12 protein-coding genes are annotated in these 12,491 nt (G+C 56.7%); 7 read left to right on the top strand and 5 right to left on the bottom strand.

All coding sequences use genetic code 11. The features are described from left to right. Positions 1-17 precede the first annotated feature (17 nt). On the bottom strand, positions 18-1,682 hold the full coding sequence (locus QZ869_RS08270; protein ID WP_296103908.1) for an electron transfer flavoprotein-ubiquinone oxidoreductase: 1,665 nt from the start codon (positions 1,680-1,682) through the stop codon (positions 18-20). A gap of 447 nt (positions 1,683-2,129) precedes the next feature. On the opposite strand from QZ869_RS08270, the gene QZ869_RS08265 reads away from it, so the two are divergent. Continuing rightward, a complete protein-coding gene (locus QZ869_RS08265; RefSeq protein WP_296103906.1) occupies positions 2,130-2,672 on the top strand; it encodes a GNAT family protein in 543 nt (180 codons plus the stop codon). Between the two features lie 47 nt (positions 2,673-2,719). Here the strand turns inward: QZ869_RS08265 and QZ869_RS08260 are convergent, their stop codons facing one another. Next, positions 2,720-4,114 (bottom strand): anti-phage deoxyguanosine triphosphatase, encoded by a 1,395-nt coding sequence (locus QZ869_RS08260; protein WP_296103978.1) that lies wholly within the window; start codon positions 4,112-4,114, stop codon positions 2,720-2,722. A 164-nt stretch (positions 4,115-4,278) separates the two neighbouring features. Here QZ869_RS08260 and QZ869_RS08255 point away from each other — a divergent pair, with 164 nt between their 5' ends. Together QZ869_RS08255 and QZ869_RS08250 are read left to right on the top strand one after the other, a co-directional pair. Further along, positions 4,279-5,067 carry an SDR family oxidoreductase gene (locus QZ869_RS08255; protein ID WP_296017963.1) on the top strand — a complete coding sequence of 263 codons (789 nt, stop codon included), beginning with the start codon at positions 4,279-4,281 and terminating at the stop codon, positions 5,065-5,067. Between the two features lie 86 nt (positions 5,068-5,153). Continuing rightward, positions 5,154-5,357 (top strand): hypothetical protein, encoded by a 204-nt coding sequence (locus QZ869_RS08250; protein ID WP_296017964.1) that lies wholly within the window; start codon positions 5,154-5,156, stop codon positions 5,355-5,357. Between the two features lie 3 nt (positions 5,358-5,360). On the opposite strand, the gene blaOXA is transcribed toward QZ869_RS08250, so the two are convergent. Continuing rightward, positions 5,361-6,182 carry a class D beta-lactamase gene (gene blaOXA, locus QZ869_RS08245; RefSeq protein ID WP_296103976.1) on the bottom strand — a complete coding sequence of 274 codons (822 nt, stop codon included), beginning with the start codon at positions 6,180-6,182 and terminating at the stop codon, positions 5,361-5,363. A gap of 131 nt (positions 6,183-6,313) precedes the next feature. Between blaOXA and QZ869_RS08240 the strand changes: the two genes are divergently transcribed. From QZ869_RS08240 to QZ869_RS08225, 4 genes are all read left to right on the top strand, one after another. Then, positions 6,314-7,207 (top strand): LysR family transcriptional regulator, encoded by an 894-nt coding sequence (locus tag QZ869_RS08240; protein ID WP_296077692.1) that lies wholly within the window; start codon positions 6,314-6,316, stop codon positions 7,205-7,207. Between the two features lie 139 nt (positions 7,208-7,346). Beyond that, positions 7,347-8,639: an Hsp70 family protein gene (locus QZ869_RS08235; protein ID WP_296103905.1), complete on the top strand. Its 1,293-nt coding sequence runs from the start codon at positions 7,347-7,349 to the stop codon at positions 8,637-8,639. Between the two features lie 66 nt (positions 8,640-8,705). Further along, on the top strand, positions 8,706-9,593 hold the full coding sequence (locus tag QZ869_RS08230) for a uracil-DNA glycosylase (protein ID WP_296103974.1): 888 nt from the start codon (positions 8,706-8,708) through the stop codon (positions 9,591-9,593). Between the two features lie 149 nt (positions 9,594-9,742). Then, on the top strand, positions 9,743-9,931 hold the full coding sequence (locus QZ869_RS08225; protein ID WP_296017967.1) for a hypothetical protein: 189 nt from the start codon (positions 9,743-9,745) through the stop codon (positions 9,929-9,931). A gap of 322 nt (positions 9,932-10,253) precedes the next feature. Here QZ869_RS08225 and QZ869_RS08220 read toward each other — a convergent pair whose 3' ends face one another. Further along, positions 10,254-11,123, bottom strand: coding sequence for a hypothetical protein (locus tag QZ869_RS08220; protein ID WP_296103902.1), 870 nt, complete (start codon positions 11,121-11,123; stop codon positions 10,254-10,256). 234 nt (positions 11,124-11,357) lie between these two features. After that, complete coding sequence (locus QZ869_RS08215) at positions 11,358-12,296, bottom strand: DMT family transporter (protein WP_296103899.1); 939 nt, start codon at positions 12,294-12,296, stop codon at positions 11,358-11,360. Between the last annotated feature and the right edge of the window lie 195 nt (positions 12,297-12,491).

The following is a 12,491-nucleotide window of genomic DNA, read 5'->3' as shown; positions in this document are numbered from 1 at the left end:
GCGGGCCGCGCCAATACTTACATATTGGCGTAGACCGGCCCTTCGCCGCCTTGTGGCGGAACCCAGTTGATATTCTGGTTGGGATCCTTGATGTCGCAGGTCTTGCAGTGGACGCAGTTCTGCGCGTTGATGACGAAAGTCGGCTCGCCGTCCTTCTCCACCCACTCATAGACTCCGGCGGGACAGTAACGCGTCGACGGCCCGGCATAGACGTCATGCTCGGAACGCTTCTGCAATTCCATGTCCTTCACCTGAAGATGGACCGGCTGATCCTCTTCATGATTGGTGGATGACAGATAGACCGATGACAAACGGTCGAAAGTCAGCACGCCGTCCGGCTTTGGATAGGTAATCGGCGTGTGCTTTGCCGCCGGTTCCAGGCTCTCAGCATCCGTCTTGCCATGCTTCAGTGTGCCGAAGAGGGAGAAGCCGAAGAGCTGGTTGGTCCACATATCCAGGCCGCCGAGGCCAACGCCGATCGCAGTGCCGAACTTCGACCAGAGCGGCTTTACATTGCGTACCCGCTTCAGGTCCTTGCCTATATCGGTGCTGCGCCATTCGTTCTCGATCTCGATCACTTCATCATTGGCGCGACCTGCTTCGAGTGCCGCCGCAATCTTATCTGCCGCCAGCATGCCCGACAGAACGGCGTTGTGACTGCCCTTGATGCGCGGAACGTTGACAAGGCCGGCCGAGCATCCGATCAGAGCACCACCTGGGAAGGTCAGCTTCGGCACCGATTGATAGCCACCTTCGGTAATGGCGCGCGCGCCATACGAGAGACGCTTTCCACCTTCGAAGGTGGGCGCGATGGCCGGGTGCGTCTTGAAGCGCTGGAATTCTTCGAAAGGATAGAGATAGGGGTTCTTATAGTTCAGATGAACGACGAAACCGACGGCCACCATATTGTCCTCCAGATGATAGAGGAACGAGCCACCGCCCGTTTTCATTCCCAGCGGCCAGCCGAAGGAGTGTTGCACAAGGCCTTGGCGGTGGTTTTCAGGCTTGACCTGCCAGAGTTCCTTAATTCCGATGCCGAATTTCTGAACGTCGCTGTTCTTCGACAGGTCGAATTTCCTGATGAGTTGCTTGGCAAGCGAGCCGCGTACGCCTTCGCCGATCAGCACATATTTGCCCATCAGCGCCATACCGCGGGTAAAGTTAGGCCCCGGCTCTCCATTCCGCTCGATCCCCATATCGCCGGTCGCGACGCCGATCACTGCGCCTTCGTCGTTATAGAGGACTTCGGTTGCAGCAAAGCCCGGGTAGATTTCAACGCCAAGCGCCTCCGCCTTCTCCGCCAGCCAGCGACAGACGAGACCGAGCGAGACGATATAGTTGCCGTGATTGTTCATCAGCGGCGGCATCAGGAAGTTCGGCAGGCGAATCGAGCCGGCAGGTCCCAGGAACAGAAACTGGTCGTCCTTGACTTCGGTCTTGAAGGGATGCCCCTCTTCTTCGCGCCAGCCGGGCAACAGACGGTCAATACCGATGGGATCGACAACTGCGCCAGAGAGGATATGCGCACCCACTTCCGAGCCCTTTTCCAGCACCACAACGGACAAATCCGGATTGACCTGTTTCAGCCGAATAGCTGCAGAGAGGCCAGCAGGTCCCGCGCCGACGATAACGACGTCGAACTCCATCGATTCACGTTCCGGCAATTCCATTTCTTCCGTCATAAGATCCTCGTCAGTACGCCGGTCCCGTCCGGCTTTTCGTTATCCTGCCCTACACCATCACGCAGCCAAAGACGTGTGAAAAAACGTCGTCGCAACAAGCAGTTCGCGTCATCTGTCTTGGCAAAGGACAAGCGCTTTGTCGAGACCAATAGCAAGGAAGCGCGGTCGCAGCCATCGAATTGTCTGACAACCTGATGACAAACGCTTACTTTTACGTTCACGTAACACGAAGAATAGGAGTGCATGATGAGATGGTCAAGAGAAGAAGGTGCGCTGAGGAGTTGCTTTAGGCATCGCGTCTACAGGTAGCGAATCGCGCTGATTTCGAAGCTGCTTTGGAGGCATCCAACAATCGAAGACAATTTGCTGACCGGAACGCTTGGCAGTTCCAGGAGAGACTATTAAACCTGTTCCCGTGAATGGCATGACAAAACGGCAGTAGAGATAATGGACGTACCGACGCTTACGACGCAGCGCTTTACTATGCGGGGCTTGATTGAAAGCGATGCAAAAGCTTTGTTCCCAACTTTTTCAAGTGCCGACCAGTGCCGATTTATGTCTCAGCCTCACTTTGAAGATATCGCGACATTTTCCGATTGGCTGAACGATAAGGAGTGGCCAGGACAAACCTGGATCGCCATTGACCGCGTGACCGAGGAGGTTGCAGGTCGCTACATCGCTTTTCCTGGTCGCGACGACGCCGTTCTCGAGCTTGGATATATCACAGCCACTGAGCGGCAGAGACAAGGAGTGGCGTACGAATGTATGACCGCGCTCATCGCCCATATCTTTACCATGGGCCGATATCGCAAACTTTACATGGAGATCGACGCCGAAAACCGCTCCTCCATTGCTCTGGCGGAAAGTTTGGGCTTCCTGCGCGAGGCGTACCTTCGCCAGCACGAAACAACCCATAACGGCGTGTGCGATCTGCTTGTCTATGGTCTACTCATCCGCGAGTGGCGCCAGCGGCAGGGAGAAGCAAGCTAGAGCGTTCCCCGCTCAAATTTCCAGAAGCGTCGATGGGCTTAGCCCGGTTAAAGCCTGTCGAACACGGAACCTGCCCCTGGTGAAAAGAGGCGCTCATAGGTCCTGATGAGATAGCCATCCGTCATTCCGGCAACGAAATCGCAGATGACACGCAAATCCCCGCCAGATTTGTCATAGAGGGGGAAGACATCGTCTGGCAGCAGCCGTTCGGGATCGGACTGGAGCGCTTCAAACACTGCAACAACCATTCCCTGGCCTTTGAACTCCATATGCTGAACACGCGGGCTTTTGATCACGTGTTTGCGCACCACATCCTGAAAGGCTTTCAGCAGTCGAACACGGTCCGCTCCAAGCTTCACACCGTGACGCAAGAGTGGCGTTTCGAACCGCTCGTCGTCCGCACTGCGCGCATCCGTGATAAAATGGCCGACCAACATGCTGATGAACATTTTGCGGTCGCCGCTATGACCAAATAGCCCATCCACGATTTCGCGATAGACGTCATTGCCGCGCTTATTCTTATGGTTCTTGTTGAGCATCGCAATGAAGCTCTCGCAATCCTCCGCCGTCACCTCCTTCTCGAAGGCATCCCTGGTGATGAGCTGCATGGCGATGGCATCTTCAAGATCGTGGACCCCGTAGGAGATGTCGTCTGCAACATCCATAATGGTGCAATCGAGCGATTTGAAGAGGGACTTTGCGTGCTTGCCATCTTCACGCGTCGCCGTCTGAAAGAGATCGCGGTCGGCCTGCGGCAAAGGATCAAGGATCCAGTCCACCACATCCGTCTCGCAATCCATGTAGCATTTTGGCGGCTTGGAAGCCTGCGTGTCGATGATGCGAAGCGTCGAAGGTCCGTCGTGCAGTTTTGGCACTCGCCCGGGATGAGCAGCTTTCGAATAGGCGACTGGGTATTTTAGAATACCTAAGAGCGTGCGCCGCGTGAGGTTGGCGCCGTGAGCTTTTGAAAATGTCTCAAGCCGGCTGAGAATGCGTAACGTCTGGCCGTTTCCCTCAAACCCTGCTTTTTTGATGTCGCTGATGACGCCATTGCCGTTGCGCCCCGCTTCATTCGGATCTGCCGCAACGCGCATGCAGTAATTCAGCGCGACCTCGCCTCCATGCCCGAAGGGCGGATGGCCGAGATCGTGGGCGCTGCCGATCGCCTGGATGAGGCTATGCTCTGGCAATTCGTCCGTTACCGGATGAAAAGGAAAGGACTTGCGCAGGTGCTTGACCAGACCCGCAGCGATCTGCGCCACTTCCAGCGAATGCGTCAGGCGGGTACGGTAGAAATCGCTGTCGCCGAGATTGAGGATCTGCGTCTTGCTCTGGAGGCGTCGAAAGGAGGTGGAGTGAATGATCCGCCCATAATCGATGTCGCTTTCGCTGCGGGCGTCGTCGCTCTTGCGGTTTTCGACTTTTTGACGCTCGGTCCACACGTTCAAGCCCGCCTCTCCAGACACAAAATTCTTTGGGGCTGTATTACCGACGCGCAAGAGGCGGCGCAAGCAAACGCTGCCAATCTCAGCCGATGAACCCTTTTCAGGACTGGGCGCAGGGGCTACAAGCGGCAGCAATCGTCACGAGCATAAAGGACACCGTCATGGATTTGGGTATTTCCGGCAAGCGCGCATTGGTTCTGGCCTCATCTCGCGGCTTGGGTCTCGGCATCGCGACGGCGCTTGCGAACGAAGGCGTCAACGTGCTCATGGTCGGACGCAGCGGCGAAAAGCTGGGCGCCAATGCCAAGAGGATCAATGCGCTTGGCAAGGGCAAAGCCGACTGGGTCTGGGGCGATCTTGCCGAAGAAAACTTCGTGCCGTCGATGATTGAGGCGGTGAAGACGAAGCTCGGCGGCATCGATATCCTCGTCAACAACACCGGAGGGCCGACGCCAGGGTTGGCACAAGATATCACGACGGACAAGCTAGACACCTTCTTTCAATCCATGGTGCTGCGCGTCGTCGCTCTCACCAACGCATTTCTTCCGCAGATGAAGGAACAAGGCTGGGGCCGAATACTGACGGTTGCCTCATCGGGCGTGTTCGAGCCCATTCCCAATCTGGCGCTGTCAAACACGCTTCGCGGTGCGCTCGTCGGCTTTAACAAGACGCTTTCCAGCGAAGTCGCAGGCTTTGGCATTACGGCCAACATGCTCCTGCCCGGTCGCATTCACACCGATCGGATTGATGAACTGGATGGCGCCAATGCCAAACGTCTCGGTAAGAGCCTAGAAGAAGTACGCGAGGCTTCGGTAAAGAGCATCCCCGCTGGTAGGCTCGGCACCGTCGAAGAGTTCGCCGCCGCCGGAGCTTTTCTCTGCTCTGAACCCGCAAGCTATATCACGGGCACAATGCTACGTGTCGACGGCGGCGCAGCGAAATCGATCTGATTGCCTTCACCGGTGCTAGATTAGAGGCTTTAACTTGAAAGCCTTTCCGGCTTAGTATCCGGGAAGGCTTTGTTGGGGGAAGCATCATGCGGGCACTGCGAACAATCTTGACTATCCTGGGGGCTCTGATCGCGCTCATCGGCCTCGTGTGGATCGGACAGGGTAGCGGCTATTTCCCCTACCCTGCGTCCAGTTTCATGATCAATCAAGGCCCTTGGATACTGCGCGGCGCACTGACGGCAGCTGGCGGCTTCATTCTGATTGTCGCAGCACGCCGTCTGCTCCGCTGAGCGCTATTTTACCAGCTTTGGCAGGTCGGCGATAAGGGCATCCCGTGTGGCGAAGCTGATTGGCTCGTCGCTCTTCCAATCCTCGATATTCAGGCTTGCAAACACGACCTTCCGTTCACCCCTCTGCGCCCATCCGACGAACCAGCCAAGCCATCGATCCCCATCATAGGTGTTGGCCTTGGTGCGCATGCGACCGGACCCTGTCTTCCCATGGACAGTCCAACCATCTGCGGCTGAAAACTGCGGTATGATCGCTTCCGTTCTGGCGATGGCCTCTTTCGAAACCGGCAATTGACCATTGACGAAGCGGCGAACGAAATTCGCTTGCTGATCGCCGGAGATCTTCAGCGACGACATGAGCCATGCTTCCGTCAGGCCATCTGTCTGGCCCGCTACGCCGCTGACATCGGCATTGCCGTAGTCGAAACGGCGAACATAGTCGGCAAACTTCGCCTTACCGAGCCTGCGCGTGATCTCCTGCGAGTACCAGACAATGGAGTCCCGCTCCCATATCGTCGGATCGACAGCTTTCTGCTCGCGCTTCGGCCTTTTCCATTCCTTCTTATAGGTCCAGCGCGGCGTTGTCGCATCCTTCAGGATACCGGAATCATATCCGATGACGGCAAGCGGCAGTTTGAAGCTGGATTGCGGTGCAAAACCTTCGTTGCACGTTCCATCCCGATGCAGAACCTGACCGCTTTCGGCATCGAGAATGACGGTGCAACGCGACCGTTCTGCCGCGATGGCCTCAATGGAGGATATCCCGGAAACTGCTGTTGCGAGAAGAAGAATCGATCTCAGCTTCTTTGTCGTGGTTGTTGGCATGGGCACTTAAGTCTCCTGTACTCGACCGCCCGCTTGAGCGGAACGAGCACCACTTAAGACCGTTTGCCGGCGTGGCACAAATAATGATATCTACCTCCTGACATGAATTAAACTTGGCCTCACTTACTATCATGGTTCGTCCTCACCTTCCGCTCAACGCTTTACGCGCCTTCGAGGCGGCGGCCCGCCACTTGAGCTTCACACGTGCCGCCATCGAACTTTGCGTCACGCAAACAGCTATCAGTCATCAGGTAAAACTGCTTGAAGAGCGACTTGGCACCGCGCTTTTCAGACGACTTCCGCGCGGACTGATGATCACCGACGAGGGTCTGGCCCTTCTTCCGACGCTTCGCGATTCCTTCGATCGCATGGCCGATATTCTCGAACGCTTTGAGGACGGGCATCTACAGGAGGTGTTGACCGTAGGCGCCGTCGGAACCTTCGCAATCGGCTGGCTGCTGCCGCGTCTCAGCGTATTTCAGGAGCGTTACCCATTTATCGATCTCCGTCTCTCCACCAACAACAACCGGGTAGATATCGCTGCTGAGGGCCTGGACTACGCAATCCGCTTCGGCAATGGCGCCTGGCACGACACGGACGCGGAAGAACTTTTTTTCGCTCCGCTATCGGCACTTTGCATCCCGGCGATAGCGCGGCAACTCGCAAGCCCCCACGACATCGCGCATCAGACACTGCTTCGCTCCTACAGAACCGACGAATGGCCCGAATGGTTCGTCGAAGCCGGTGTCCCTATCCCACGGATCAAAGGCATCGTGTTTGATTCCTCGGTTCCAATGGTCGAGGCTGCCCTTCAAGGTGCGGGCGTGGCACTTGCCCCGCCGCTGATGTTCCAGCGACACTTGTCATCAGGAACGCTCGTGCAGCCATTTCCGATGACCGTATCGAAGGGCTGCTACTGGCTCACACGGTTGAAGTCCCGTCCGGTCACCGATGCCATGGCCAGTTTCGCTGATTGGCTGAAAGACGAAGCCGCAGGAATGCCGTCGCCTCGTGTAAAAAACTGAGGCTTGCCTGCTTGCCATTCACAATTCGCTGTGCCATCACGCGCCCTCCTCAAAACAGGCAGGCGCGAATGCGCGCCTTTGATGGCCCGGATGCCCGCATTCCGGCACAGCATTCTCGTCGACGTAAGGACATTTTGCCATGACACGGACACTCGGCCTCGATTTCGGCACGACCAATACAGTTATGGCGCTTTCCGACACAGGCACCACCAGCCACTCCATGCGCTTCACCTCAAGCGCTGGAACGACGGACAGCATGCGCACCGCCCTTTCCTTCATGAAGGACAAGGGACTTGGCGCTGCAGCGCTGCAAGTCGAAGCCGGTCAGGCAGCCATTCAGCAGTTTATCGATCATCCCGGCGAATGCCGTTTTCTGCAATCGATCAAGACATTTGCTGCCTCGTCGTTGTTTCAAGGCACGCTGGTCTATGCGAAGCGTCAAAGCTTTGAAGACCTGATGGAAGTGTTTCTACGCAAGCTCAAGACCTATGCAGGCGACGAGTGGAAGGACGTTGTCTCCACCGTAATTGCCGGACGCCCCGTGCGCTTTGCCGGCTCCAATCCCGATGAAGCATTGGCGCTTGCCCGCTATAACGAAGCGCTGACGCGCGCCGGCTTTCCGCAAATTCATTATGTCTATGAGCCGGTAGCAGCGGCGTACTACTTCGCCCAGAGCCTGAAGAAAGACGCGAACGTTCTGGTTGCCGACTTTGGCGGCGGCACCACCGACTACTCCTTGATCCGCTTCGAAAAACAGGCAGGGCAGCTTTCCGCAACCCCGATCGGCCATTCCGGCGTAGGCGTCGCTGGCGATCATTTCGACTTCCGGATGATCGACAACCTGGTTTCGCCGGAGATCGGCAAGGGCAGCAAGTTCAAAAGCTTCGACAAGGTTCTGGATGTTCCGTCGGGTTACTATGTCAATTTCGGGCGATGGAACCAGCTGTCCATCTTCAAGACATCGAGAGAGTTTGCCGATCTGAAATCTCTGCTGCGCTCCGCGCTGGAACCGGAAAAGCTGGAGCTTTTCGTCGAACTGGTGGAGCATGACGAGGGCTACCCCCTCTATCAGGCGATATCCTCCACCAAGATGGCGCTTTCCTCTCAGGAGGAAGCGGAGTTCAACTTCGCGCCGCTGGGTGCCGCCGGACGAAAGATGGTGAAGCGGTCCGATTTCGATCGATGGATCGCGGACGATCTCGCCAAGATCGAAGAGGCCCTGGACGAGGTGTTGACCAAGACGAACACTACACCTCAATCCATCGACAAGGTCTTCCTCACCGGTGGCACCTCGTTCGTTCCCGCCGTACGCCAGCTCTTCACGCGCCGGTTCGATGCAGACAAGATCGAAAGCGGCGGAGAACTTCTCTCCATCGCCCATGGTCTTGCCATGATCGGCGAGAGCGGTGACATCGAACGATGGGCCGCATGATAACCGGTCTCAAGCCCGCGACGGTTTTGCTGGTGCTGCGTTGGAACATCGGTTAGTTTGCCGGACATGATCTCGGCGCAAGACCTCTCCCCGGCAGAACTGGCTGCACTTTTGCATTTTCATGCGGATGCAGGGGTCGATTGGTTGCTGGAAGATGCGCCTTTGGACCGCTTTGCCGAGTTCGCGGCAAGCCGTCAGGCGCGTGCGCCGCAAAGCGGCGCGCAACCGCAACAACGCGAAACGCAGAGTGCGCCGCCACAGCCACCCTCTCCATCCAGACAGGGCTCTTCAGCGGCAACGCGCACACCGGCGGCAGCACCGTCCACCCCCGTCACTGTGGCGCTTCCCGACGACCAGGCGATTGCTTCGGCACGCTTTGCCGCTGAGAGCGCGCGGTCGCTCTCCGAATTGAAGACCGCGCTCGAAAGCTTCAACGGTTGCAATCTTAAGAACAGTGCCCGCAACACGGTGTTTGCGGAAGGCGATCCCTCCTCCGGCATTATGGTTATCGGCCCGATGCCCGATGCCGACGACGACCGGGAAGGCCTTCCCTTCACAGGCAAGACAGGATTGCTTCTAGATCGTATGCTGGCAGCGATCGGGCTCGATCGCGCAAAACTGATGCTCACCAATGTCGTCCCATGGCGCCCTCCGGGCAACCGCTCGCCCTCCGGTCCAGAAATGGAGATATGCCGTCCCTTCATCGAGCGGCAGATCGCATTGGCCGAGCCGAAGGCACTGTTGCTTCTCGGCAACTTCACCGCGCGTTTTTTCTTCGGCGGCTCCGGCACGATCCATACTCTGCGTGGGCAGTGGCGAGATGTCGCAGTGGGTGCTGGAACAGCGAGCGCAATTGCAACGCTGCACCCGCAGGAGCTTTTGAACGCTCCCGCCAGCAAGTCCTTGGCCTGGCAAGATTTATTGGCATTTCAGGCACGTCTGCGCGATATGTGAATGCTTCCTTTTTGATCAATGTAAATGAAATGTGAAAATTGCCATGCAAATGACGCATAACAGCGGCGCATTTGCCCTGATTGCCGAATCTATGCCGCACTGCAATAAGCCAACTGTCTTGGGAGGAACAGGTTTAAGGAACCAAGGCAATGACTACTCGCTTCCGTCCGGTTCATTCCGGCTTTGAAACGCTCCGATTGGCGGGCCTCGGCCCACGCTCCACTCAGGGCTACCACCGCTTCGGCGTAACGAACGAACAGTTGACCGCTCGCGCCTCCACGCAGCAGGTTCGCACGACCCGCCCGTCTGCGGTGTTTGTAGACTTTCGTGAACGCTAAGCGCCCTGCGTCATGCTGGACGCACGTGGACGCGTCATATTTTTGAATCCGCGCATCGTGTTTTTCCGAGAATCGATTCCGATTTTCGGGCTGATCCTCCAGGGTTCAGTTTGGCACATACGCGCCCCGCAGGTTTAAATCTCAACAATGCTCATCAAGCGCCTTCGTCCGAGAGGCGCTTTCGATTTTTAGAAACGCTTCAGCATTGGCGCAGAAACTGACAGCGTTTTTCAAAAAAAAGACGGTCGATCAACCCGCTGCGGAGCCTTTGCGCGTTCTAAACCAGGCACAACGCTCCTGGCTCTTGGCGCTCGCCGCGTCCTTATCTAGCGATGTGCATCCGGTCCTCAAGCATTGATTTTGCGCTCTCGAACGCGTCCTCGACATGCTTGAACTTCCTTGCCTGCCAACGCGAATATTCCAGCAGATAATCGCGAGAAATCCACATGGCGCTACGCGGCGTATCGTCGATCCAGCCGACGCTGCCCTGTTCCGCCGCTCTGTTAAGGAGCCGCTGCAAATGCGTTCGCGACATCATGAAGGTCGTGGCCATGGCGCGGACATCGACATAGCCGATATCGACCTTGTCTCTTTTATCGCGCGTATCGCGGATCCGGATGATGAAATCGTCCATTACCAGTCCCCCGGCTTCGGTCCAGAGGAAAAGTCCCACTCGCGGCGTCGGCTCCACCCACTCCTTGTCAGCGAGGCACGCCCTTGCGGTTGCGGGGTGAGCAATCTCTATAAGTCCCGGATGCGCCATCAAAGTAGACGCGCGATGACCATTGTCCATACCATCGATAGCTGCAAGATTGGCCAGGTACCATCCGAAGATGCCTGTCTCGCTGATTTGCGTGGCACGGTAGCGCTTCGGCCTCACCGCTGGGACGCGATGAACCTTCTCGATATAGCGATAGAGTTCAAGTTGATCGAGATAGTTCTGAACGGTGTTGCGGCTGGCCACTCCAAGCGGCGTGACCATTTCGCGCAATTGCGCAACCGTAAAGCCGTTGTCACCGTATTCGGCGTTCAGGGCCATCGCCGCCTGCGTCAAAAGCCATTTCTGATGGGCCGACAGTAGCCGTGCCAAACGCGGATTTTGGTTGAATTTCCCGCGCAGGACCGCAGCCAGATTTTGTAGTGCGGACAAGAGAGCGGGATGAGCGGCGAACTCTTCATGGGAGTAGCTCACGACGATGCCCCCCTCACGGGAGACCCCAAAAACGTCGTGCGGCTTCGCAGACAAAAACGTCTTACGACGCCCCGGTCCTGCTCACCGCGTCGCAGACGAACCTGTTCTGGCCTGACGTTCCCACTCAAGATGCACCACCCAACACCACAACCCAAATCTGCATATATCACATTATTCGCGTGATATACATGATTTTATTAAAATTCACAGGTGTTTAGTCATAGATGCAGTGCATCAAACTGTAGGGCTTGAGGCTTTGCGGGCGGCCTTGCGTTGAAGACCGAGCTGATGCTCCCGAAAGATGATGAATATGCCGGCGGAAATAACGATACTGGTTCCAACGAGCATCGTGAACGTCGGCACATCGCCAAAAAGAACATAGGACACGCCGATGCCAAGCAGGATCGAGCTATACTCGAACGGCGCAATGGTCGACACTTCAGCATGGCGGTAGCTTTCCGTCAGCAAAATCTGCGCGACGCCGCCGGCTATGCCCGCCGACACTAGTAGAACGGCCTGCTGCATATCCAACCACTCCCAACCGAAAGGCATGCTGAAAGCGGAAATGAGCGTGCCGGTCAGCGAGAAGTAAAGCACGATCGTTGGCGTGCGTTCGGTCACGACCAGTTGACGCACCTGCACCATCGCCAATCCGCCGAGCACTGCGCCGAACAGAACCGCAAGCGCGCCGATGCTTTCGCCTGCCTCCAGACCGCCATTCTGTAGCAGAGTCATCTTGGGCCACAGGATAATGACAACGCCCATCATGCCGACGACAACCGCCGACCAGCGATAGATACGTACCGTTTCGCCGAGCATCAAGGCGGCAAAAACCACCGACATAAGCGGCGAGGCATAACCGATTGCGATAAATTCCGGCAGCGGCAGCAATGTCAGTCCGTAAAAACCGCACATCATCGATAAAATGCCGAGGAAACCGCGCTTGAAATGGCCGAACAGGTTGCTCGTATGGAAAGCACGCGTGAGGCTGCGAAGCCATGCCAGATAGAGAATGATGGGAAGGATCGCGAAAGCAGAGCGGAAGAAGGTGATCTGCCCCGCAGGAACGTCTGGTCCTGCGGCCTTGATGCAGGTCTGCATGACGAGGAAGAACGCGACGGAGGTGAGTTTGAGAACAATACCCCGGACGGGATTGTACGTGTCTGCACTCATGGGAAATTGCGATCGGGATTTGCAGACCAGATGCCCGCAGGATTGGATTTTGACCCGAGCGCACGAGCACAGCAGATCGACTTTCATGTTCATTAGATCACGCTGGACAACAGAGGTAAACCGATTTGACTGGGCGATCTGCCATCATCGATCCAGTGGAGGCTGAGATGAATGCCGAAGCGAGACTGATTTTCG

Source organism: uncultured Agrobacterium sp., from assembly GCF_913777885.1.
Taxonomy (GTDB): Bacteria; Pseudomonadota; Alphaproteobacteria; order Rhizobiales; family Rhizobiaceae; genus Agrobacterium.
This window is presented reverse-complemented; position numbering and strand designations above follow the sequence as displayed.